At 67.2% G+C, this 23,455-nt stretch carries 22 protein-coding genes; 7 read left to right on the top strand and 15 right to left on the bottom strand.

The window, feature by feature from the left end; translation table 11 throughout:
- Window positions 1-5: 5 nt before the first annotated feature.
- Both NRB56_RS03005 and NRB56_RS03000 read right to left on the bottom strand, forming a co-directional pair.
- A complete protein-coding gene (locus NRB56_RS03005; RefSeq protein WP_319942466.1) occupies window positions 6-566 on the bottom strand; it encodes an NADPH-dependent FMN reductase in 561 nt (186 codons plus the stop codon).
- 139 nt (window positions 567-705) lie between these two features.
- On the bottom strand, window positions 706-1,512 hold the full coding sequence (locus tag NRB56_RS03000; protein WP_153338876.1) for an S-methyl-5'-thioadenosine phosphorylase: 807 nt from the start codon (window positions 1,510-1,512) through the stop codon (window positions 706-708).
- A 116-nt stretch (window positions 1,513-1,628) separates the two neighbouring features.
- Between NRB56_RS03000 and NRB56_RS02995 the strand changes: the two genes are divergently transcribed.
- The gene (locus NRB56_RS02995; protein ID WP_319942465.1) at window positions 1,629-1,952 is read left to right on the top strand and encodes a metal-sensitive transcriptional regulator; all 324 of its coding nucleotides are present in this window, start codon (window positions 1,629-1,631) and stop codon (window positions 1,950-1,952) included.
- 100 nt (window positions 1,953-2,052) lie between these two features.
- Here NRB56_RS02995 and NRB56_RS02990 read toward each other — a convergent pair whose 3' ends face one another.
- Complete coding sequence (locus NRB56_RS02990; RefSeq protein WP_153338875.1) at window positions 2,053-2,877, bottom strand: LLM class F420-dependent oxidoreductase; 825 nt, start codon at window positions 2,875-2,877, stop codon at window positions 2,053-2,055.
- A 52-nt stretch (window positions 2,878-2,929) separates the two neighbouring features.
- On the bottom strand, window positions 2,930-3,328 hold the full coding sequence (locus tag NRB56_RS02985; protein WP_153338874.1) for a hypothetical protein: 399 nt from the start codon (window positions 3,326-3,328) through the stop codon (window positions 2,930-2,932).
- A gap of 225 nt (window positions 3,329-3,553) precedes the next feature.
- On the opposite strand from NRB56_RS02985, the gene NRB56_RS02980 reads away from it, so the two are divergent.
- The 4 genes from NRB56_RS02980 to NRB56_RS02965 all read left to right on the top strand — a co-directional run bounded on the left by NRB56_RS02980 (window position 3,554) and on the right by NRB56_RS02965 (window position 11,095).
- Window positions 3,554-3,946: an SseB family protein gene (locus tag NRB56_RS02980; protein WP_194290701.1), complete on the top strand. Its 393-nt coding sequence runs from the start codon at window positions 3,554-3,556 to the stop codon at window positions 3,944-3,946.
- Window positions 3,946-4,536: a WXG100 family type VII secretion target gene (locus NRB56_RS02975; protein WP_319942464.1), complete on the top strand. Its 591-nt coding sequence runs from the start codon at window positions 3,946-3,948 to the stop codon at window positions 4,534-4,536. The genes NRB56_RS02980 and NRB56_RS02975 overlap by 1 nt, the downstream gene beginning before the upstream one ends.
- 24 nt (window positions 4,537-4,560) lie before the next feature.
- Window positions 4,561-10,239, top strand: coding sequence for a putative T7SS-secreted protein (locus tag NRB56_RS39600; protein ID WP_153338872.1), 5,679 nt, complete (start codon window positions 4,561-4,563; stop codon window positions 10,237-10,239).
- A gap of 340 nt (window positions 10,240-10,579) precedes the next feature.
- Complete coding sequence (locus NRB56_RS02965; protein WP_153338871.1) at window positions 10,580-11,095, top strand: HEAT repeat domain-containing protein; 516 nt, start codon at window positions 10,580-10,582, stop codon at window positions 11,093-11,095.
- A gap of 11 nt (window positions 11,096-11,106) precedes the next feature.
- Here the strand turns inward: NRB56_RS02965 and NRB56_RS02960 are convergent, their stop codons facing one another.
- From NRB56_RS02960 to infA, 9 genes are all read right to left on the bottom strand, one after another.
- Complete coding sequence (locus NRB56_RS02960) at window positions 11,107-11,700, bottom strand: DUF4291 domain-containing protein (RefSeq protein WP_153338870.1); 594 nt, start codon at window positions 11,698-11,700, stop codon at window positions 11,107-11,109.
- Between the two features lie 27 nt (window positions 11,701-11,727).
- Window positions 11,728-12,633 (bottom strand): tRNA pseudouridine(38-40) synthase TruA, encoded by a 906-nt coding sequence (gene truA, locus NRB56_RS02955; RefSeq protein WP_153339050.1) that lies wholly within the window; start codon window positions 12,631-12,633, stop codon window positions 11,728-11,730.
- Between the two features lie 84 nt (window positions 12,634-12,717).
- Window positions 12,718-13,239, bottom strand: coding sequence for a 50S ribosomal protein L17 (gene rplQ, locus NRB56_RS02950; protein WP_153338869.1), 522 nt, complete (start codon window positions 13,237-13,239; stop codon window positions 12,718-12,720).
- A gap of 51 nt (window positions 13,240-13,290) precedes the next feature.
- On the bottom strand, window positions 13,291-14,349 hold the full coding sequence (locus NRB56_RS02945; protein ID WP_019929495.1) for a DNA-directed RNA polymerase subunit alpha: 1,059 nt from the start codon (window positions 14,347-14,349) through the stop codon (window positions 13,291-13,293).
- Between the two features lie 129 nt (window positions 14,350-14,478).
- Window positions 14,479-15,084 (bottom strand): 30S ribosomal protein S4, encoded by a 606-nt coding sequence (gene rpsD, locus NRB56_RS02940; RefSeq protein WP_019929496.1) that lies wholly within the window; start codon window positions 15,082-15,084, stop codon window positions 14,479-14,481.
- A 21-nt stretch (window positions 15,085-15,105) separates the two neighbouring features.
- Window positions 15,106-15,519, bottom strand: a complete 414-nt coding sequence (gene rpsK / locus NRB56_RS02935) for a 30S ribosomal protein S11 (RefSeq protein WP_153338868.1) — start codon at window positions 15,517-15,519, stop codon at window positions 15,106-15,108.
- A 6-nt stretch (window positions 15,520-15,525) separates the two neighbouring features.
- A complete protein-coding gene (gene rpsM / locus NRB56_RS02930; RefSeq protein ID WP_019929498.1) occupies window positions 15,526-15,897 on the bottom strand; it encodes a 30S ribosomal protein S13 in 372 nt (123 codons plus the stop codon).
- 206 nt (window positions 15,898-16,103) lie between these two features.
- Entirely contained in the window at window positions 16,104-16,217 is a 114-nt protein-coding gene (gene rpmJ / locus NRB56_RS02925) for a 50S ribosomal protein L36 (RefSeq protein WP_319942462.1), read from the bottom strand.
- 129 nt (window positions 16,218-16,346) lie between these two features.
- Window positions 16,347-16,568: a translation initiation factor IF-1 gene (infA, locus tag NRB56_RS02920; protein WP_003886926.1), complete on the bottom strand. Its 222-nt coding sequence runs from the start codon at window positions 16,566-16,568 to the stop codon at window positions 16,347-16,349.
- A gap of 2,228 nt (window positions 16,569-18,796) precedes the next feature.
- On the opposite strand from infA, the gene NRB56_RS40005 reads away from it, so the two are divergent.
- Entirely contained in the window at window positions 18,797-21,499 is a 2,703-nt protein-coding gene (locus NRB56_RS40005; RefSeq protein WP_319942461.1) for a nucleotide-binding protein, read from the top strand.
- Between the two features lie 13 nt (window positions 21,500-21,512).
- Here the strand turns inward: NRB56_RS40005 and NRB56_RS02910 are convergent, their stop codons facing one another.
- Complete coding sequence (locus NRB56_RS02910; protein ID WP_153338865.1) at window positions 21,513-22,007, bottom strand: helix-turn-helix domain-containing protein; 495 nt, start codon at window positions 22,005-22,007, stop codon at window positions 21,513-21,515.
- A gap of 70 nt (window positions 22,008-22,077) precedes the next feature.
- Between NRB56_RS02910 and NRB56_RS02905 the strand changes: the two genes are divergently transcribed.
- The gene (locus NRB56_RS02905; RefSeq protein WP_153338864.1) at window positions 22,078-22,923 is read left to right on the top strand and encodes a class I SAM-dependent methyltransferase; all 846 of its coding nucleotides are present in this window, start codon (window positions 22,078-22,080) and stop codon (window positions 22,921-22,923) included.
- A gap of 22 nt (window positions 22,924-22,945) precedes the next feature.
- Here the strand turns inward: NRB56_RS02905 and NRB56_RS02900 are convergent, their stop codons facing one another.
- A complete protein-coding gene (locus tag NRB56_RS02900; protein ID WP_319942460.1) occupies window positions 22,946-23,446 on the bottom strand; it encodes a DUF4254 domain-containing protein in 501 nt (166 codons plus the stop codon).
- Window positions 23,447-23,455 lie beyond the last annotated feature (9 nt).

Raw genomic sequence — 23,455 nt, 5'->3', positions numbered from 1 at the left:
CCGATTCAGCCCGGATAGGGGTCCGCGGCCCGCGCCGCCCGCAGATGCCTTCCCCACCAAGCCAATTGGCGCAACAGTCGAGCGGCCGCGTCGATCGCGGCCCCGTCGTCGGTGTTGCCGTCCGCGTCGAACCGCCGCTTCGCCTGATGGAAGCTGACCGTCTCCCGGATCGACACCATATGGATCTCCGCCACCACCTGCCGCAACTGCTCGATCGCCCGCAGCCCCCCGGACAGTCCGCCGTAACCCACGAAACCGACGGGCTTACCCCGCCATTCGTGCTTCGCGGTGTCCAGCGCGGTCTTCAAGGCCGCCGGATAACCGTGGTTGTACTCCGAGGTGACGACGACGAAAGCGTCCGCGGCCCCGAGCCGTTCGCGATACGCCGCCGCCTCGGGCGTCTCGGTCAGGTCGACCGGTAGCGGCGTGTGCGCGAGATCGAGCACGCCGACGTCGAAGGCCGGATCCGCCCGAGCGGCCCGCAGGAACCACTCCGTGACGACGGGCGCGAACCGCTGCGGCCGCACGCTTGCGACGATGACCTCCAGGCGCAGTGGACTGTTCACCCGAGCGAGCCTATGTGGTGCGACGTGCCGGTGCGGGGAGGTGCCGATCACGAAACTCGAGCAGGTGGCAGTACGTGGCCCTGGCCGGCACCGGCCCGATGCGGATCGACCACCGGCTCGGGACACCGCCGCCGGACCGTCAGGGCAGGTCGAACGGCAGCGTCACACCGTCGTGCACACGGCAGCGCTCGCAGGTGTCGGTACCGTCGACGGTGGCGACCGCGTGCCGCACCAACCTCTTGAACGGCACCAGGTTCCGCTCGAACTCCTCGAAAACGGCTGCGGCGCTGACCCCTTCACCGGCCTCCAGGCCCGCGTCCAGATCGGTCACCAGAGCGATTGCGGCATAGCACATCTCGAGTTCACGGGCGAGCACGGCTTCGGGGAATCCGGTCATGTTCACCAGCTCCCAGCCCTGCCCGGCGAACCAGCGGCTCTCGGCGCGGGTGGAGAACCGCGGGCCCTGCACCACGACCATCGTCCCGGCCGGCTTCATCGGCAGCTCCGGCACCGCGGACTTCGTGGCGGCGGCGCGCAGTTCGTCACAGTACGGATCGGCGAAGGACACGTGGATGCCGCCGTTGTCGAAATAGGTCTGCGGGCGGCCCGAGGTGCGGTCGACCAGTTGGTCGGGCACCGCGACGGTCCCCGGCCCCCAGTCGGCGCGCAGGCTGCCCACCGCGCACGGCGCGAAGATCCGGCGCACGCCGATCGACCGCAGGGCCCACATGTTGGCCCGATACGGCACGGTGTGCGGGGAGTACTCGTGCTTGCGGCCGTGCCGCGGCAGGAACGCCACCTGCCGTCCGTCGACGTCGCCGACGGTGATCGGCGCGGCGGTCGCGCCGTAGGGCGTCTCGATCTCGAGCGTGGTCGCGTCGTCGCCGAAGAAGTCGTAGAAGCCGCTGCCGCCGATGATGGCCAGCGCGGGGCGGGGAGAACTCATGGTTGCGTATTCTCGCGTATTCCCCGGCGCCGCTCGGTATCGCCCCAGTTGAGGACGGGCAGCGCGGCGTAGCGTACCCTAGGGGGGTATCACGTGGCGCGAGCGAGGAGACATCGGTGAGCCAGGACCAGACGACCGCGCCCGACCACGCGGGTCACGGCTACATCACCGCCAAGGACGACTACCTCAAACGCCTGCGCCGGATCGAGGGTCAGGCCCGCGGCCTGCAGCGCATGGTCGAGGAGGAGAAGTACTGCATCGACATCCTCACCCAGGTGGCGGCCATGACGAAGGCCCTCCAGGCGGTGGCGATGGGCCTGCTGGAGGACCACATCAGCCACTGCGTGGTGGACGCCGCCGTACGGGGCGGACCGGAGGCCGAGGCCAAGATCAAGGAAGCCACCGAGGCCATCGGCCGCCTGGTCCGCGCCAACCCGTGATTGCTCAGCGTGATCGTGAGTTGATCGCTCAGCGCGATTGTGAGCTGATCGCTCAGTGTGATCGTGAGCTGATCGCTCAGTGTGATTGTGAGCTGATCGCTCAGCGACCGATCAGTGCGGGAGCGAGGGCGTGCAGCACCGGCACCCAGTCCTCATCGGTGACCTGGATCGCGATCTGATCGGCACCCGCCTCGAGATGCGCGATCAGACCCGCCGCCACCTCGTCCGCGCTGCCGTGCAGCCCGAGCGTATCGATCAGCGTGTCGCTGCCCGGGTATTCGAGATCCTCCTCGGTGAAACCGAGCCGGCGCAGGTTGGCAACGTAGTTCCGCAGCTTCAAGTAGAACTTGATCCGCGGCCGCAGGGTGTCCCGGGCGGCGGCCGGATCGGTGTTGACGGTGACCTTGTGCTCAGCCACCAGCAGCGCGTCCGGGCCGAGAATCTCGCGCGCCTGCCGGGTGTGCTCCGGCACGGTCAGATAGGGCAGCGCGCCGGCGGTGCGATCCCGGGACAGTTCCAGCACCTTCGGCCCGAGTGCGGCCAGCGCCCGGCTCTGCTTCGGCACCCCGGCCTCGTCCAACTCGTCCAGATATTCGACCAGCGCGTCGTAGGGCTTGCGGAAAGCGGCGTCCTGCTCCGGATGCCCCGCGCCCACTCCCAACAGGAACCGGCCGGGGAATCGGGCCTCGATCCGATGGAAGGACTCGGCCACCTGCTTCGCCGGCGCACTCCAGATGTTGACGATGCTGGTGCCGACGGTGAGCGTGTCGGTGGCCTCGAGCAACGACTCGATCACCGGCAGATCCGCCGGCGGCGATCCGCCCAGCCAGAGCGTGCTGTACCCGAGACCTTCCAGCTCAGCGGCGATTTCGGGGGTGAAACTCGCGTAGTAACTCCATACGGCGAACCGTCCATGAATGCTCATGTCCCGATGGAACCACGAAAACGTACCGGGCTATTCCACCCGTAGCGAGTGTTCAATTCCAGATGCGACGCCGCACGGTGTGCGCTTCGAGCCCGTCGGTCACGACGTCACCGTCGTCGTCCAGCCGATACGGCTCCAGCACGTTGAGGGCGATGCCCTCGGCATGCTCCAGGAACACGTCGATCGCCTCGGCCCCCGACTCCGGCAGCGCCGACCCGAGCACGACCGCCGCCGCCCGGATCTCCGACCGCATCCCGCCGAGCACCTCGTAGCTCATCTGCTGCGCCTGCCGGGCCGTCATCGGCGGCAACGCGACCATGTCGGTAACCCCGCTGACCTTCACGACGAGTGCGAACGGTGAGAAGGCGCCGGTGGTCTCCAGCCGCCCCTCGGCCAGGGTCAGTGCCGTGTCCAGCAGCCCGTCGAGATCCTCCTGCGCTGGTTCGGACACTCGGTCCCGCCACGATGCCACTCTCGACTCCTGTTCTGGGGCACTGAAACAACTCATCATGCACCGGGTACGGGCAGCCGTCGACCGGAGCGGCCGTCGCTGCCCGTGGATACGCCAGCAGCGTACTGTGCGCGCGAGGACCCGGCAGCCACAACCGTCGTTGTCGCCCACCGGCCCATCGGGTACCGTGGCGGCACTGCGGGATTCATGGCAGGGGGTTGTTCCATGGTCACCGACGGACTCTCCGCGTTGCGTTCGGAAATCGACGCGTTCCGAGCGGGTTTCGGCCAGCCCGAACTGCTGCTGTCCGCATTCCACGAAGCGGCCGTCCTGGTCCCCCTCGTCGACGACGACCGGCTGTACACCTCGCGCTACGCCCGCATCGCCTGGATCTGCGTGTTCACCGCCGTGGAACCGCTGTGCCACTACCTGTTCGCCCGCGGCGCCGACCCCGGGGCCGACCACCAGTTCCACACCCTGCGCGGCCGACGGCTCACCGACTACGCGGCGGCACAGGCGGATCCGACCGGAATCGTCATAGATCCGGGCAGCGCGACACCGATGGCGTTGCCGCCCACCCTGTCCGACCGGAACGGAAACACCCCGGGGGTGCGGTAGTGAGCGAGAAGATCCGGATCGACCCGGCCATCCTGACGAACGCGGCGGACGGCATCAACGGCATCATCGGCGAACTGTCCGGCCTGGGTACGAAGGAGACCGGCGCCTCCGGCCGCGGCTTCTCCCTCATCTCCCTCACCGGCCTGCAGGCCGGCAGAACGTCCGTGCACCAAGCCTTCTCGGCCTTCACCGACCGCTGGTCGTGGGGCGTACGCACGATGGTGCAGAGCGCCAACGCTCTCGCCCGGAGCCTGGGTCTCGCGGCCGGCCGCTACCACGAAGAGGAACAGACCGCCTCGAACATGTTCAAGGAGATGTACACCGACATCGCCGGCAACCCGCACCTGTCCCATCAGGACGCCGACGCCCGAACCTGGTCACAGACGTTGGCGGACAACAGTTACAACGACGTCCGCCACCCCGACTACAGCGCCTCGTCGTTCTCCCACGCCTTCGATCACATGGTGCGCAACGGAAAGATCATCGCCGCGGTTGCCCCCGACGCCATCGCGAACGCGGGCTCGATGACGCCGCAGCGCTGGGACACCGGCGACGCGGCCAGAGCCGCACAGATCATGAACGAAAAATAGTCTCGAGCCCAGGGGGGACGAATCATGGGCTGGCTGGACGACATCGGCGACGCAGCGGAACACGTCGCACATCGCGTGGAACAAGCCACCGGCCAGGCGGTGGACGCGACCATGCACGGCCTGGGCTCCCTGGCACGCGACGTCGGCGCCGACGGAGTGGCCGCGAACCTGGACCGCTGGGGCGACGAGGCCGCAGACGCCCTCGACGCAGAGGCCCCGGAAAAACAACTGGGTCAAACAGACGACCCGAAACAACTGATCCACGGAGACGCAGCAGCCATCGGCCACGCCGCCGACCTGGTCCGCAAGATGGGCGATTCGGTCGACAAAACCGGCCAGGCCCTGAAAGCCATCGACGTAGCCGACTGGACCGGCAAGGGCGCCAACGCATTCCACACCACCTTCGGCAAACAACCGAGACTGTGGTTCGACGGCGCCGACGCCATGCACCAGGCCGCCACCATCCTGACCGACTGGTCCCACGCCGTCACCACCGCCCAAGGCCACGCCGCGGACGCCATCACCACATGGAAACAGGCCGACACCGAGGAACGCCGCCGGAAAACCTGGTGGAACAACCTCTCGGCCGACGAGCAGCGCCGAACCACCCTCACCGACACCTGGACCACGCTCCGCGACAACGCCCGAGCCATCCTGAACCGGGCCCGCACCGATCGCGACAACGCCGCCGGTATCGCGGTATCGGGCCTGCAAGCCGCCACCGCGAAAGCCCCCGAAACCCCGTCGTTCACCGACCGCATGCGCGACAACCTGTCCGACGCCGCCGACGTAGCCCAATTCGCCGGCCTGAGCTTCGACAAGGGCCTGCTGACCAGCTTCACCGGCCTGGTCCAGTTCGTCCGCCAGGTCGACCCGATGGACCCCTACAACCTCACCCACCCCGCCGCCTACTTCGAAGGCATGTCCGACCTCGACGCCGGCCTGGTGGTCGCGATGGCCGACCCGAAAGCCACTGTCGAAGGCCTGCTCTCGGGCGCCAGAACCGACCCGGCGGAATGGCTCGGCAACATCACCGGCCAGGTGGTGATGACCGTCGGCACCGGCGGAGCCGGCGGCGCCGAAGCAGCCACCAACGTGGCCCGCGAAGCCGCCACCGTAGCCCGAGAAGGCGCGACCGCAGCCCGCGAAGGCGCAACCGTAGCCCGAGACGGAGCCACAGCCGCCCGAGACGCCGCAACCGCCGCCGAGACAGCCCCGAAAACCGCTCCCACGACCACAATCCCGAAACCGGAAACCCCCCGCCCACCGGAACCCGCTCGCCCCATCGACACTGCACGCCCGACCGACGGCACCCGCCCCACGGACACCCGCCCGGACCCGACACGTCCCGCAGACGGATCACGCCCGGACACAGCACGTCCCACCGACAGCACACGCCTCACAGACGGAACCCGCCCAGACACAGCACAACCAACGGACAGCACTCGGCCTGCAGACACCGCACGCCCTGCCGACAGTTCACACCCGGATGCACCCCCGGACAGCCGTGCCCGACCCGCCGACGGACCGCATCCCGCCGATACCGCACCCCTCAGGGACGGAACTCATCCGACCGACGGAGCCCGCCCCTCGGATGCCTCCCGCCCCGGTGACACCACACACCCTGAGAACAGCAGCCGCACACCCGACCCGTCCCACCCCGACACCACGGCCCCACGCGCAAGTCTCGGTACCGACGCCGCACCCCACGAGCCCCCGGTAGCCGCAGGCCCCCGCCCCGAACCAGCGCCGCACACCACCGAAACACCAACCACTCCAACCGAACCGCACTCAGCACACCCGGAACAGCCTGCCGCCCAACCGAACACCCCGACCCGTCCCGTCGAGCCGCCCCACCCCACTCCGCACACCGGCACGCAACCGACGGCCGCACATCCGGACCCCGTCCATCCCACGGACACGGCACCACACACCGGCACCGAACCCGCTGCCACCCATTCGGACCCGACCCACCCGGAAACCCCGCACACCCCGGAACACGAACCGCCCACCGACCACACCCCGTCCGATCGAGCCGACGCCGACCACGGCGCCCACTCCGACGCGACCGAAGCAGGCCCGAAGTCCGACCGCACACCCGACGACACTTGCGCGGGCCGCGACCCGGTCGACATCGCCACCGGCGAATTCCTACTCCCCGAAACCGATCTCGACCTCCCCGGCATCCTCCCGGTCGTCCTGCGCCGCACCCATCGCTCCAACTACCGCTACGGCCGCTGGTTCGGCCCGTCCTGGTCCGCCACCCTCGACATGCGAATAGTCGTCGAAGACACCGGCGTCACCTTCCTCGGTGAAGACGGCATCATGCTCGCCTACCCCCACGCCGAGGCAGGTACAGCCACCGAACCCACCTCCGGCAGCCAACGCTGGACCTGCACCCGAACCGAAACCGGCGGCTACCGAATCCACGACCCCACCACCGAGGTCACTCGCCACTTCGCCCCAGAACCCACAGCGAACGGCATCGACGCGCGCCTGGGCAACTACGCCATCTCCGCGATCACCGACCGCCACCACAACCGAATCCGCTTCCACTACAACGACAACGGCGCCCCCACCGAGATCATCCACTCCGGCGGCTACCGAATCCTGATCGACACCGAAGCCGACCGTGTCACCGCCCTCCGGGTGATCGACCGCGGAACCCCGATCACAATCCGCGAATTCATTTACAACGCAGGCGAACTGGCCGCAGTCACCAACGCCGTAGCAGCGACGACGACCTACACCTACGACCCCCTGCACCGGATGACGTCCTGGACCGACTCCAACGCCAACCGCATGCTCAACACCTACGACCCCCGAGGCAGGGTAGTAGCCCAGCAAGGCACCGCGGACATCCTGAACAGCACCTACGACTACCTCGAATTCCCGGACGGCACAGGCACCCTGACCACCATCACCGATTCCACCGGCGCCGTGACCACCCACGGCTTCGACAACGACCTCCGCCTCCGCGACCTGGTCGACCCGATGGGCGCCCACACCCACATCGACTACAACACCGACCGCCGCCCCCTCCACGTGACAGCCCCCGACGGCGCCGTAACCGCCTACAGGTACAGCGGAACCGGCGACATCGAGGAAATCACCCGCCCCGACGGCGCAAAGCTCGCGATCGAATACGCCTCCCCTCAACGCCCGTCCCGCATCACCGGCCCCGACAGCACGAGTCGCCGCCAAGAGTGGACCCCCACCGGCAACCTGGCCGCCACCACCGACGCCGACGGCGCCCGTACCGAATTCGACTACCACCCCACCGGCGCAGTAGCCGAAACCATTTCCCCCACAGGCATCCGCACCCGCACAGAAACCATCCCCACCGGCCTCCCCACCACCATCACCACCAACAACGAAGCGACCACCCACATCACCCGAGACGGCTTCGGCCGCCCGACAACGGTCACCGACGCCCTGGGCCACCAGACCCACTACACCTGGTCGCCGGAAGGAAAGCCCCTCCACCGCACCAACCCCGACGGCCACACCGAATCCTGGACCTGGGACGGCGAAGGCAACCTCCTGACCCACACCACCGAAACCGGCGCGACCACCCACTACGAATACGGCGCCTTCGACCTCCTGTCGGCGAAAACCGACCCCGACGGCAATACCACCCGCTACCTCTGGGACACCGAACGTCGCCTCATCGCAGTAATCAATCCCCTGGGCCACCGCTGGACCTACGAATACAACCCATCGGGCCGCCTCACAGCCGAAACCGACTACACCGGCGCCACCACCCGCTACACCCACGACCGAGCAGGCCGAACAGCCACAATCACCCCCGCCACCGGCATCACCCGCCACCACACCCACGACATCCTCGGCCGCCTGACAGCCGTAACCGCCGACACCGGCGAATACCTCCGCTACACCCACGACCGAGCCGGCCGAGTCCTCACCGCCATCTCCGGCACCGAAGAATCCGTAACCCACACCCTCCGCTTCACCTACACCCCCACCGGCCACCTCGCCACCCAGCAACTCGACAACCAACCCCCCATGCGGCACGAATACGACCCCACCGGCCGCCGCACCCGCCGCACCACCCCCACCGGCTCGGTCACCACCTGGAACTACGACCAATCCGGCCGGGTCCGCACCCTCACCGCCGACGGCCACCACATCGACTTCACCCACGACCTCCTCGGCCGCACCACCGCCTGGCGCACCGGCGAAATAGCAATAACCCGCGAGTTCACCGAATCCGGCCACCTCACCACCCAAGAAGTCACGGCGTTCCCCGCCAGAACCCTCACCTTCGACCGAAACCCCGGCCGCCCTTCACCCCGCCAAATTCGCCGAGACGACTACATCTATCGCCCCGACGGGTACGCCACCACTCACACCATCACTCGCCCCAATTGTGATCCCCTTCACCGAGAATTCATTCTCGACCCTACTTGTCGCGTTACCGGTATCTACGACAACGGTGCCCTGACCGAGGCCTACTCCTACGATGCGCTCGATAACATTACGCAAGCAGAAACCGACCGAGGACCACATCCCATTGGGGCGATACAAACCGAGTCGGCCACCGACGACTACCGCGAATATCGCGATAACCTGCTGATCCGAGCAGGCGACACCCAGTACTTCTATGATCTCGCGGGCCGACTCATCCGGAAGGTTGATACCTCCGCTTCCGGCGGGCCAGACGTATGGAAATACCGATACAATGCGCTCGATCAACTGCTCGACGTGGACACTCCCGATGGGCAGAAATGGCATTATTCATACGATGGACTCGGTCGCCGAACAAGCAAACGGCGCATCGAGCGCAACCCCAATAAGCAGACCGAGACTGCCTTCGTTTGGGATGGGACCCAACTGATCGAGCAACATGGGCTGAAATCCGATACCTCTTGGCAGTATCTACCCGGAACCTACCGGCCGATCACGCAATATAAGCATGACACTGCAAATACTCAAGTGTTTGTCACCGACCCATCCGGTACCCCATCCGAGCTGATCGATTCGGAAAATGGCGAAACCTCCATAATCACGCTATCTCTATGGGGTCGATCAGCGCGCCGAACAGCCGAGTCCGCCGACACCCCACTACGATTACCCGGCCAGTATTACGACGATGAAACCGGTCTGCATTACAGCATATTCCGAATGTTCGATCCATACACCGGTCGATATCTGACACAAGATCCTCTCGGCCTACTGCCCTCCCCGAATCCCGGTACATACCCTCATAATCCAACAAGATGGACAGACCCCCTCGGACTTATCCCGGACGAGTGCGAGCAGCCACTGTTCCGGGGGACTACCGAGGGATACGGCGGAAGCCAGGCGATGCAGCGAGCGGGTGCGACACCTACATCAACCGATCCCGGGGTGGCAACGGTATTCGGCATCCACTCAGGCTCCTACGGGGAGGCGGTCCTTCAAATCGCACTACCAGAGGATATAGTCGGCGTAATCAGGGACACGGGATATATACGAGCAGAATCAGAAGTTCTACTCGGAATCACTCCGGAGGAGTTTGCCGCCAAGGCGAGTGTCAGCATACCGGTTCCGGTTGCCAGGTCCATACTGGAAGACATGGGAATACAATTACCGTCAAGGATAAGCATCGAAGACATATCGGCACTACTGCTGGATACTCCGAAATTATCCAGCAGTCAGATAGGACAATTTTTGGAAAGGGCGATCAGGCATGCAAAATGACGGAACAATGGAGGTACATCAAGTTACTAAGATCGACAGCACCACCGCTGTCTGCATCGTCCGATGCATTACAGGAATCGTTCGAGTGGGTGATCGAGTATACAGCGGGAGCGATACGGCCGGAGCCCGGTATTCAATCGATCTCCGCATCGACTCGATCAACTTGGCTCGTCGGCCGGTGGAATTCGTCGACCCACCTCATGCCGCAGAGATCCAGGTATCCGGCGACACTGTGGAGACACTCACAAAGTTGGCCGATATCCGGACGTCACACAACAATCAGAAATAACGAAACCAGCCCCTTTTCATAAATTCCCGAGGTTTGCGAGCGAGTGCGACGATGACGCCGGAAGACAAGAGCATAATACTGTCCCTACCACATGCTCCCGGTAAGTCGCCGGTCGGCACGCCCGGCGACATCCTGCGGCACTTCGAATGCAGCGACGGGAGAAAACTTGGACTGACACTTTTGCATGAGGCCTTGGAGAATCGCGACGCAGACGAGGTCGAATTATCGATGATCGTCTGCAGCCTGTTCGGCGGCTACGATTCGGAGCACCTGCAAGTTCTACTCCAACTGGCGGACGCCGATTTTCACCAGCAACACGAATCCGTAGTCAGGCTACTCGGCGATCTGCGGAGCTCGGCAGCAGTCGACGTACTGGAGCGATCTACACAAAGGGCACCGGAGTATCTGGTGGACGACGGCGCCGAACTTGCACGGAAGGCGACATATGCGCTCGGGAAAATTCCGGGACCAGAGGCAGAGGCAGCATTGACACGTTTATCCGACTCCGATGAGGAAGTCATCCGCAGGACCGCCAGAAAGCTGCTCGCGAGGCGCAAGAACGAATGACTACAAGCCAATCATTTCACCCCGAGATGCGTAGCCAATTCCTGCGCCAGCTGATAAGGCTGCTCGACCGGTAGCAGGGCACGAGCGCGATCAATATCCTCGGCAAGGACGAGTTGATGTACCTCGTGCGCCAAATCGGTAACGTCCTCAATGGCTGTCGTCCACTCGTCACAGTACAAGCGAGACGCTCTGCCGGACAAGCCGATCTGAATCGAGCGATAGGACAACGGCGCAAGGTACATGTCCCGCTCGGGGTCCCATTGGATACGCACCGGGGCTGTCAGCGATGCTTTCCATCGCTCGCGACTTTCATGCATTTCAGGTTCGAAGTGAGAAAAGGTCGAATTTTGCAGTGCCCACTCGAAACCTGCACGAGACATGGTGACGGCGAGAACACGCTCCTGCCCTGGTTTCGTCCCCCAACCTGACCGGTACATCATCCATAGAAAAGACGGCTTGATCCACGTCATCCGATCACGCTTGAATCCCGACGAGAAGCGCCCATCTTTTACGGCCGGCCCGGCGATGTCGGGGCTGAATGCTTGGTAGACCGTGACCGTCCGGTCATCGAAGCGTGCCCGAATCTGCCGAAACGGAGTCTTCATGGCGCCTCTCTGTCTTCAAACGAAACCTCAACCCCCACAACACCCCTCCCCCTCCGGTACCACCCGCATCTCCCGCGTCTGAACATTCCGCGCCGCCAGTTCCGCTTCCGCCGGGTAATCGACGCCGACCAGGCTCAGTCCGTGGGCGGGGGCAACGGTCACCGCGCTGGAGCGGGTGCGTTCGGTGAGAAGAGTGGTGGTCCAGTCCGGGGTACGCCGACCCTCCCCGACGGCGAGGATCGCGCCTACCAGACTGCGAACCATGGACCAGCAGAAGGCATCTGCGCTCACATAGGCGGTCAGCAAAGCACCCGGGGAGTCCGCAAGCGGCACCGACTCCCAGTCGAAGCGCTGTAGTTCGCGGACCGTGGTCGCGCCCTCGCGCCGTCGGCAGAACGCCGCGAAATTGTGCAGGCCCAACAGGTTCCGAGAAGCTGCTCGCATCGCATCGAGATCGACCGGACGACAAGGGACAACGCTGCGGGCCTGCAACGGCTCGGCTCCGTAGGGGGCAGTCGTCAACCGGTAGGCGTAATGCCGGCGGATCGCCGAGAAGCGCGCATCGAAGTCGGAGGAGACGAACCGAGCGTCCTTCACCCGCACATCCTTCGGCAGAAACCGCCCCAGCCGATGCACCAACTTCGCCGGATCCAGCTCCGCGGCAGCGGAATCGAACGATGCCACTTGCCCCTCCGCATGCACCCCAGCGTCGGTCCGTCCCGCGACTGTCAACTGCACGGGCTCCCGCAGCACCTTGGACAGCGACTCCTCCAGGACCCCCTGCACCGTCCGCAAGCCCGGCTGCCGGGCCCAGCCCGTGAAATCCGTACCGTCATAAGCGATATCGAGGCGCACGCGGCGGGCCGCCGGCACACTCTCGGCAGACTCACCGGTCTCTTCAGACGACACGGACCCGGTCCCTCTCGCTAGCATGAGAAAGCCCGCCGACCCGGAGGGGACGGCGGGCTCCTTCATGGCTTCCCGACACATTGTCTTCCCGCGCGAAGCGGGCAGAAATTACTCGGCGGCCTTGTCCTCGGCGGCAGGCGCCTCCGCCTCGGCGGACTCGGCGGCAGCCTCGGACTCGGCGGCCTCGGGCTCGGCGACAACCGCGGCCGGCGCCTCGACCTTGGACTGCGAAGCGGCCACGCGGCGAGCGCGATCCGCCTCGTTGGTCACGGTCTGCTCGCGGACGAGTTCGATGATCGCCATCGGCGCGTTGTCACCCTTGCGGGGCAGCGTCTTGATGATCCGGGTGTAGCCACCCGCGCGACCCTCGAACGACGGTCCGATGTTCGCGAAGAGCTCGTGAACGACGTCCTTGCTGCGGATCACCTTGAGCACCTCGCGACGGTCGGCGAGAGTGCCGGCCTTCGCCTTGGTGACGAGCTTCTCGGCGTAGGGGCGCAGCGCCTTGGCCTTGGCCTCGGTGGTCGTGATCCGACCGTGCTCGAAGAGCGCCGTCGCCAGATTGGCGAAGATCGCCTTCTGGTGCGCCGCCGACCCGCCGAAGCGGGCACCCTTCTTGGGCTTGGGCATTGTAGGAATCTCCTTGTGGGAAGGCCACCGGGGCTGCGAAACCCCGACTGCCTAAAGCTGTTCGGTCTCGGCGTAGTCCTGCTCGCCGGCATCGGTGTCGTGGAAGGAGCCGCTGTCGCTCCAGGTTCCGGTGGAGGAGTCGTAACCGACCACACTCGACGGATCGAAGGAGGCCGGGCTGTCCTTCAGCGAGAGGCCCAGCGAATGCAGCTTGACCTTGACCTCGTCGATGGACTTCTGCCCGAAGTTGCGGATGTCCAGCAGATCCGATTCCGTACGCGCGACCAGCTCGCCGACGGTGTGCACTCCCTCGCGCTTGAGGCAGTTGTACGACCGCACGGTGAGGTCCAGGTCCTCGATCGGCAGCGCGAACGAGGCGATGTGGTCCGCCTCGGCCGGGCTGGGCCCGATCTCGATACCCTCGGCCTCGACGTTCAGCTCACGCGCCAGGCCGAACAGCTCGACCAGGGTCTTACCGGCCGACGCCAGCGCATCCCGCGGGGAGATCGAGTTCTTGGTCTCGACATCCAGGATGAGCCGGTCGAAGTCGGTGCGCTGCTCGACACGGGTGGCCTCGACCTTGTAGGTCACCTTCAGCACGGGCGAGTAGATCGAATCCACCGGGATCCGGCCGATCTCCGCGCCCGAGGCCTTGTTCTGCACGGCGGGGACGTAGCCGCGACCGCGCTCGACCACGAGCTCGATCTCCAGCTTGCCCTTGTCGTTCAGGGTGGCGATGTGCATGTCCGGGTTGTGGACGGTCACACCGGCCGGCGGGACGATGTCACCGGCGGTGACGGTGCCCGGGCCCTGCTTGCGCACGTACATGGTGACCGGCTCGTCCTCCTCGGACGATACGACCAGGCCCTTGAGGTTCAGGATGATGTCGGTGACATCCTCCTTCACACCCGGGACGGTGGTGAACTCGTGCAGCACGCCGTCGATGCGGATGCTGGTAACCGCCGCACCCGGGATCGAGGACAGCAGCGTGCGGCGCAGCGAGTTGCCGAGGGTGTAGCCGAAGCCGGGCTCGAGCGGTTCGATGGTGAACTTCGAACGGTTCTCGGCCAGGATCTCTTCGGTCAGCGTCGGTCGCTGGGAAATCAGCATGAGGATCTCCTCCTTCGGGGGCGCCCGCTATTTGACGCCCGTTTCTGGGACTCCCGCCCGGACCTCCGCGAGGAAGGCCCGGCCGGGACAGCGGCTCCGGCAGGGCGAACCCTGCCCGAGCGCAAGCTCTTACTTCGAGTAGTACTCGACGATGAGCTGTTCGTTCAGCGGCACATCGATCTGCGCACGCTCCGGCAGCTGGTGGATCAGGATCCGCAGCCGGTTCGGCACGACCTGCAGCCAGCCCGGGAGCGGGCGGTCGCCGTAGGTCTCGCGAGCGATCTGGAACGGCAGCGTGGGCGCGCTCTTCTCCTTGACATCGATGATGTCGTACTGCGCGACCTGGTAGCTGGGCACGTTGACCTTCACGCCGTTGACGACGAAGTGGCCGTGCGAGACCAGCTGGCGGGCCTGGCGGCGGGTGCGGGCGAGACCGGCGCGGTACACGACGTTGTCCAGACGCGCCTCGAGCAGCCGGAGCATGTTGTCACCGGTCTTGCCCTTCTGGCGGTTGGCCTCTTCGTAGTAGCGGCGGAACTGCTTCTCCAGCAGGCCGTAGGTGAAGCGCGCCTTCTGCTTCTCCTGCAGCTGGAGCAGGTACTCGCTCTCCTTGATCCGCGCGCGGCCGTGCTGGCCCGGCGGGTAGGGGCGACGCTCGAACGCCTGGTCGCCTCCGACGAGGTCGACACGCAGGCGACGCGATTTGCGGGTGATGGGGCCGGTATAACGAGCCATTGTTCTCTACTTTCCTTCCCGCTAGACGCGACGCCGCTTGGGCGGACGGCAGCCGTTGTGCGGCTGCGGGGTGATATCGGAGATCGTGCCGACCTCGAGGCCGGCGGCCTGCAGCGAGCGGATCGCGGTCTCACGACCCGAACCCGGGCCCTTCACGAACACGTCGACCTTCTTGACGCCGTGCTCCTGCGCCTTGCGGGCGGCGTTCTCGGCGGCCAGCTGGGCGGCGAACGGGGTCGACTTGCGCGAGCCCTTGAATCCGACGTGGCCGGAAGACGCCCAGGAGATGACGTTGCCCGCCGGATCGGTGATGGACACGATCGTGTTGTTGAACGTGCTCTTGATGTGCGCGTGGCCGTGCGGAACGTTCTTCTTGTCCCGGCGCCGCGACTTCTGGGTCTTCTTGGGGCCCGAGGCCCGAGTCTTCGGAGGCATTTATCCCTACTTCTTCTTGCCGGCGACGGTCTTCTTCGGACCCTTGCGCGTGCGCGCGTTGGTCTTGGTCCGCTGGCCACGCACCGGGAGGTGGCGGCGGTGGCGGATGCCCTGGTAGCAGCCGATCTCGATCTTGCGACGGATATCGGCCTGCACCTCACGGCGCAGATCACCCTCGACCTTGAACTCCGAGGCCTCGATGTAGTCGCGGAGCTTGGTGAGGTCGTCGTCGGTGAGGTCCTTGGAGCGCAGGTCCGGGCTGACGCCGGTCTGGTCCAGGATCTCCTTGGCCCGGGTACGGCCGATGCCGAAGATGTAGGTCAACGCGATCTCCATGCGCTTTTCGCGCGGGAGATCGACTCCCATCAAACGTGCCACTGTCGTGACATCCTTTTCTTTTGCGGAGGTCTGCTCCCTGTCCGTCCCCGCGTGTGGGGCCCCGGCCTCCGAACCGGGGGAAGGTGGGCACCCGCCCTTTCGAGCTCGTCAATGCCCACTGGATCTGGGAGGTCTTCTTCTGCTGCCAATCCGAACCGCGTTCGGTGCTTGGCTGGTGCGCGACCGGGGTCACCCCCGGCAGGGGCTCAGCCCTGACGCTGCTTGTGACGCAGGTTGTCGCAGATCACCATGACCCGGCCGTGACGGCGGATCACCTTGCACTTCTCGCAGATCGGCTTGACGCTCGGCTGAACCTTCACGTCCGTCCAATCTGTGTTGTGGTTCACAGGGTGTGAACACAGTTTTTCCCCAGCCATCCGGCTGGGGAAGTCTCGTCCGGGGCGAACCCCACGCCCCACCGGGACCGAACCGGTCCCCGGCGGGAAGATTCACTTGTAGCGGTAGACGATGCGCCCGCGGGAGAGGTCGTAGGGCGACAGCTCCACGACCACGCGGTCCTCGGGGAGGATACGGATGTAGTGCTGCCGCATCTTCCCGCTGATGTGTGCGAGAACCTTGTGACCGTTCTCCAGCTCGATCCGGAACATCGCATTGGGCAGCGGCTCGATAACTCGACCCTCGACCTCGATGGCCCCGTCTTTCTTCGCCATATCCTCCGCGATCCCTTAGGCTGAACCCGCTTGGTTGCAGCTGTATCGGCCAGCAGTCTCCACCGGCGACCACACACAAGAGCATGCGTGAACCAGCAGGTAGATGCACCGCCGAACTAGCTTACCTGGCATTCTACCGAGCGACCAAATAACCCCGCCGCTCGCCCATGGCGAAACCCGGCTCCCCTGAACCCGAGCACGCCGAACACCGGCAGTCTACTCCGCGTACGGGCCGGGGGAGGCCGTTCGGGCAGCGAACCATCGGGGTGACGGCCGACACGGAACGAAGCGGGCCCGCGAACGGCCGGCTGGCACCGCACGCCGGACGGACGTCCGTCCCGGCAGACGGACCACAGCGTGCAACACGTGCGCGGACGTCCGGCCGGCCACGGACCCACCAGGCCGGACCGCGGCGCACAGCGCCTTTCCCGCAACCGGTTCCGGCCCGCGCAAATGCGTCGCTACCCAAAGCGGCTCGCGTGGTGGGCAATACGGGAGTCGTGGCAGGATCGGGGCCGCGGCGAGTCGGGCATACGACCGGTCGCCCTCGCGGCGGCTCGCGTAAACTACGGCTGTCGGTTTGTGTAGGCAAGGAGATCCCAGGGGGACCCGGTGAAGGAGCGCAGCGAGCGATCGAGCGACGCAGCGTTACCGGAACCGGGCGCCGCGAACGCCAGTGAGGCCCGGTCGTGAGTCGCCCCAACGACGGTCTGCCCATGTTGCCGCCGTGGCTGTCGGAGAACGACGTCACGGAGAGCGGCTACGAGGCACCGGTCCAGAACCTCCCGCACGAGGAACTCATCCCCGACAAGCCCGCGTCGCGCCGCCGGTTCGGTCGCAAGTCCGAGCCCGATCGGTCCGCGCCGGAAGGGGAGAAGAAGCGCGGCTGGGGCCGTCGTAAGGACAAGGGCGAACCGGAGGCTCCGGAGCAGCAGCCCTGGGGCCAACCGCAATTCGAGCCGGAACCGAACGGTAATTTCCGGCCGGAAATGCCGCCCGCCGAGCTACCACCGTTGCCGCAGCGCACCGGTGGCGAATTCCAGCTGCCCACCAATCATCCCGGGATTCCGCAGGCCGGCGGGCCCGTACCCACGGGTTTCCCCCCACCGGATGCCCTCGGCTTGCACCCGGACAAGCTCCCGCCAACCACCGAGAACGCGCGGCCCGACGAGCCGGTGCCGAACCCCGGAACGCGACCCCCGGCCCCACAGGGGTTTTCCGGATCCGAACCGGCCGCACCGCAAGGGCTCCGCAGCCCTGGGCAGGACATCCCCCAAGGATTCCAGAGCCCCGCACCCGGACCTCGCGAGTTCTCCAACTCCGGATCGGCCGTCCCCGAGGGGTTCCCGGGACCAGGACCGACCCAGCAAGGATTCTCCGGCCCCGGACCGGGCACACCCCAAGGAATTGTTGGCCCCGGCCCAGCCCCGCACGGGTTCTCCGATCCCGGACCGGGTGCGACCCAGGGCATTCCCGGGCCCGACCCGACGCCACACGGGTTCCCCGGCCCCGGACCGGGCGCGCCCCAAGGAATTTCTGGTCCTGGCCCGACCCCGCACGGGTTCCCCGATCCCGCGCAGGGCACACCCCAGGGCATTCCGAGTCCCGGCCCGACCCCACACGGGTTCCCCGGCCCCGGACCGGGCACACCCCAGGGCATTCCCTGGCCCGACCCGACCATGCACGGGTTACCCGATCCCGGACCGGGCGCCTCCCAAGTGCGCCCAGGGCCCGCACCCACGCCCCAAGGCTTCCCCGGTCCCGGAACTGCTGGCTCCCAAGGCTCTCCCGTCCCCGGATCGAATGTCTCCCAAGGCTTCTCCGGACCGGGCCCCGGAGCACCGGGGCTTCCCGGGTCCGCGCCGGGCACATCACAAGGATTCCCGGGCCCCGAACCTCAGGGACCGCCCGGAACGCCGGCGTTCCCCGGTTCGACGCAGCCCGGCACGCAAGGACTCTCCGACGCGATATCGAAGGCGCGCAGCGAATTCGCTCCCGCAGAGCCGACCGAGCGCTTCACCGGCCGACCCGAGCTGCCGCCGCCACCCGCCGACTCGCCGCCGAATCGTCCTCAGCAGCTGTCACCGCCGGCCGATCCGCAGTCGAATCGTCCCCAGCTGCCGTCACCGCCGGCCGACCCACAATCGAATCGTCCCCAGCTGCCGCCACTTCCGGCCGACCCACCGTCGAATCGTCCCCAGCTGCCGCCACTTCCGGCCGACCCGCAGTTGGCGCGGCCGCCGCTGCCGGAACGACCGGGTCCGGGTGACGCCGCGCGGACGATCGGCACGACGGCGCCACTGCCGGAGCGTTCCGAGTCCGCACCGCCACGCTTGCTGCCGCCGGGCGAATCCACTGCTTCAAATGCCGACCCGGCACACCGGGCCGAGCAAAACCCGGAACAGTGGAACTCCGGCCGGCCCGGCGCCGAAGACCTCACTATCCCGCCCGCACCGGACCACGGCCGCCCCGGCGGCCCGGGGCCGAATCCGCTCGACCCCGGCAACGGATTTCCGTCGGCCGGGCCTGACGCGCTCCGCCACACCGGCGGTCACCCGTCGATCGTGCCCGGAATCGGCCCCGCGCCGGCCCCCGCGAGCTCAACCGGATCCCAGCATCTTGTTTCTCCGGCGTCAGGTACCGCACCGGTCGGTGGAAACCCTTCGGCCACAGGGACTCCCGGCATCGGGCAGCGCCCGGAACTTCCCGCGCCACCCGATGCCGATCTGCCTGCCGCGACCGCGTCCGACACTCCTGCGCCGCCACAGACCGATACGGACCGGAACGTCGGCGACAAGACTTCCGGAGCAGCCGCTTCCGTAGAACCGCAGCCTGGTCGGCCACCGGTGGGCAGCCCCCGACCGACCGGCGAGAGCCCTGCCGCGACAACACCTGCCGACGGCACCGGTCCAGGCTCCGCCATTCGGCCGCCGACCGGCAGCCGCGATGTTGTCGGCGAGAACCCCTCCGCGGCAGCCACTTTCGGTTTCAGGACCGGCTCGGCGAGGCCGAATCCTCCGACGGGCATCCCGCAGGAGGCGCTCCCGCCGGTGGCAACCACCGGCAACGGCGCGCCGGGCACACCGCCCGCGGAAACCCAGCGGCCGCCTTACGGCAATGTGCCGCCCGGCGTGAATCCCGCCGCGGCGGGAACCTTCGATGACGACCGGGCGCGGCAAGCCAACCCCGAGGCTCGGCCGGTCCAGCAGTCGGCCGATGAGACCCTCTCCGCGGCAGCAACTTTCGGTTTGAAGCCGGGACCCGGCACCAACTTCGCCAACCCACCGGCATCGAACGCCCCATGGTCCGGCACCCCGGCACCCACCGGCGGAAACCCTGCCGCGCAGGGCCGACCGGGCGCGGCCGGGTTCGACTACTCCGCTCCCCCGCCCGACGCCGGCGCACCGGCCCGGCTCTCACCCGATGGGGCGCCGATCGGCGGCAACCGACCGGGTGCGGCGTCGTTCACCGGCGAGTCCTCCCCGGTCGGTCCCGACGGCGACCCGCTCGCCGGTGGCAATCCGGGTACCGCCGAACCGGCGAACGCGCCCTGGGCGGTCGGCCCGCCGTCGACCGGCGGGCGGCACCGGATCCCGAGCGATCCTGCCGACGAGGCCCGCAGCCTGCCGCCGCACGCGCTCGCGCCGGGCACCGGCGATCCGCAGTTCGAGGTCACGTCTCGATTCACCTCGCCGCCGTCCACCGAGACGTCGCCGTCCCGGTTCGGCACCGCGCCCGGCCGAGCGCCCGAAGAATACGAAAATGGCGGCGCGGCAACGGGTTACAGTACGGCGCCGCAGTCCGGGCAACCACCCGGCGCACCCGACGGCAACGCGGCACCCTACGGGCAGCCCGGCGGACCGGGTGGGCAATGGCAGACCTCCGGCGCGCCGCCACAACAACCCTCCGGCGCGCCGCCACAACCCTCCGGTGCGCCGCCGCAACAACAATGGGGCACACCGAATTACCCGGGACAGCAATACCCCCCACCGGGCGGTATCCAGTCGCTGGACGATGTGCCGGTCCGGCGTGCCCGCAGCAAGGCGCCGAATTCGGGGTGGCGCCGGGCGGTGCACCACATGTCCGGCGGCGCCATCAATCCCGGCATGTCCGCGGAGGAACGACGGCTACAGGAGCTGGTCGCGCGCATCAGGCAACCGGTGCGCGGTGATTACCGCATCGCGGTGCTGTCGTTGAAGGGCGGAGTCGGCAAGACCACCACCACGATGGGCATCGGCTCGATCTTCGCGTCCATCCGGGGCGACCGGGTGATCGCCGTCGACGCCAACCCCGACTTCGGCACGCTGTCGCAGCGGGTGGTCCTGCAGACTCGCTCTACGGTGCGCGACCTGCTGCTGGACCCGTCGATCGGCTCCTACTCCGATGTGCGGCGGCACACCTCGCAGAGCACCAGCCGGCTGGAAGTTCTTGCCAGCGAACGGGATCCGGCCGCCTCCGAGTCGTTCAGCGACGAGGAGTACCGGCAGGTGGCCCGGATCCTGCAGCGGTTCTACAACATCATCCTGACCGACTGCGGCACCGGCCTGATGCATTCGGCGATGGCCGGTGTGCTGGATCTGGCGCATTCGCTCGTGCTGATCTCCTCCTCGGCGATCGACGGTGCGCGCAGCGCCGCGGCCACGCTGGACTGGTTGTCGTTGCACGGGCACGACCATCTGGTGCGCAATGCCGTCGTGGTGATCAATCTGCCGCGGCCCGGTTCGCCGAACGTGGGAATTCAGCAGCTGCGGGAGTACTTCCTGTCCCGCTGCCGCGCGGTCCACGTCATCCCGTTCGATTCGCATCTGTCCGAAGGCGCGGAGATCGACCTGGCTCGGCTGAACAAGGACACCAAACGCGCACTGGTGGAGCTGTCCGCCACGGTCGCCGACGATTTCGCCACCGATCACCGCCGCTTCCTACAGTACTGAACTCGCCGGCGGGTCAGCGAGAACCCTGTCCGGCCGGGCGCCCGGCCCGGCCGGATCGCCCGCCCGCGAGGACGGTGCTCGCATCGGTCGCACCGGTCATGACCTCGCGCAGTACCCGCTGGAAGGTGGGGCATTCGAGATGAGTGGCCGCCGGGCAGTCGGCGGCGTGCCGTAGCTCGTCGCGCATCGTGACGAGAGTGCCGATGGTGCGGTCGAGTTCCTCGGCCTTGGCCCGCAGCATGTCGCGATCGATCACCGCGGTGCCGGCCGGCTCGAGCAGGCGGCGGATCTCGTCGAGGGAGAAGCCGCCGCCGCGCCCGATCGCGATCAGCGCCAGCCGTTGCAGCACCGCCGTCTCGAAAAGCCTTCGCTGCCCGCGCCGTCCGATCGAGGCGATCAGGCCCTTCTGCTCGTAGAACCGCAATGTCGATGCGGGAACGCCGGTTCGGCGGGCCACCTCGGCGATATCCAGTGGCCCGGTCCCGCTGTCCGCGTGGTCAGCCGTCATGCCTTGACTTTAAGTCGACTTCAACTGGCACGGTGGAACCATCGTTCACCCCGGACAGCCAGGAGCAGACATGGATACGACGAATCGGACCGAGAATGCGCAGGCCACGTTGTGGAACGGGCCTGCGGGGGCGGCGTGGGTCGCGGCGCGGGACGTGGTCGACGGGGCATTGCGGCCGTTCCAGGACCTGCTGGTGGACGAGGTCGCGGCCACGTCCGGACACCGGGTCCTGGACGTCGGCTGCGGAACCGCCGCCACGACCGTGGCGATCGCGCGCCGGCTCGGCGACTCGGGCCACTGCACGGGTGTCGACATCTCCGAACCGATGATCGCCGGCGCTCGCGCCCGCGCCGAACAGGCCGGTGTCACGGTGGAATTCCTGTGCGCCGACGCTCAGTCGCACCCGTTCGCGCCCGAGTCGTTCGATACCGTCGTCTCCCGGTTCGGGGTGATGTTCTTCGCACAGCCGGAGGCAGCGTTCGCCAACCTGCGCGGGTCGGCCGCCGCGGGCGCCGCGCTGCGGTGCGTCGTGTGGCGCGGCCCGGACGAGAACCCCTTCATGACGACCCCGGAGCGCACCGCCGCGGCACTGCTGCCGGATCTGCGACTGCCCGATCCGAGCGCCCCGGGCCGGTTCGCCCTCGCGGACCGGGACCGGGTCACCTCGATCCTGACCGGCAGCGGCTGGACGGATGTCGACCTCCGGCCGATCGATGTCGAGTGCAGCATGCCCGAGGCCGACCTGAACTGGTACATCTCCCGGATGGGCGTGGTCGGCAATGCCGTGCGGGACGTCGACGAGCCGACCCGGGATCGGGTGGTGAGCGCCGTGCGTGCCGCACTCGAACACTTCGTGCACGGCGACCGGGTGCGCTACCCCACCGCCTGCTGGCTGATCGGCGCGCGGGCCGCGTGACCTGCCGGGCCGGTCGCCGCCACTACCAGGTCGGCAGCCGGCGGCGGCCGGCCATCACGTCGCGCAGCAGGTCGTCGTAACCGTCGGCCAGTTCGGCGAGGCGATGCCACGCGCCGTGCAGGACCTCGTTGTCGGCGTCGAGCGTCATCAGCGCATGATGGGCGCGCACGGACGCTTCGCCGAGGCGATCGATCACCGATCCAATGGTCTCGGTGTGCAGGGTGGCGCCCAGCCGATGCTGCGGCACGGCACGCAGCACCCAGTCGTCGATCGCCATGACGAGCTCCATGCGACGACGCTCGATCTCGATGATCGCCGCGGGCTCCAGGTCGGGCGCGTTGTCACCGGTGCCGCCGAGGCGGCGCTCGTGCAGCACCGCGAGGTCGCGGGCGAACCAGAGCAGAGGGCCACCGATGACGCGATGGCCACGGCAGGCGCGCAGTAGTAGATCGGAGCTGGGCACCAAGCCGTTGGTGAGAGTTTGCACCGCCACGCCGCCGTAAGATGCGGTGGGCAGTGCCACAACCGTTTG

Source organism: Nocardia aurantia (assembly GCF_009604425.1).
Taxonomy (GTDB): Bacteria; Actinomycetota; Actinomycetes; order Mycobacteriales; family Mycobacteriaceae; genus Nocardia; species Nocardia aurantia.
Note: the sequence above shows the minus strand (reverse complement) of the source record. Positions and strands in the feature narration are given on the sequence as shown.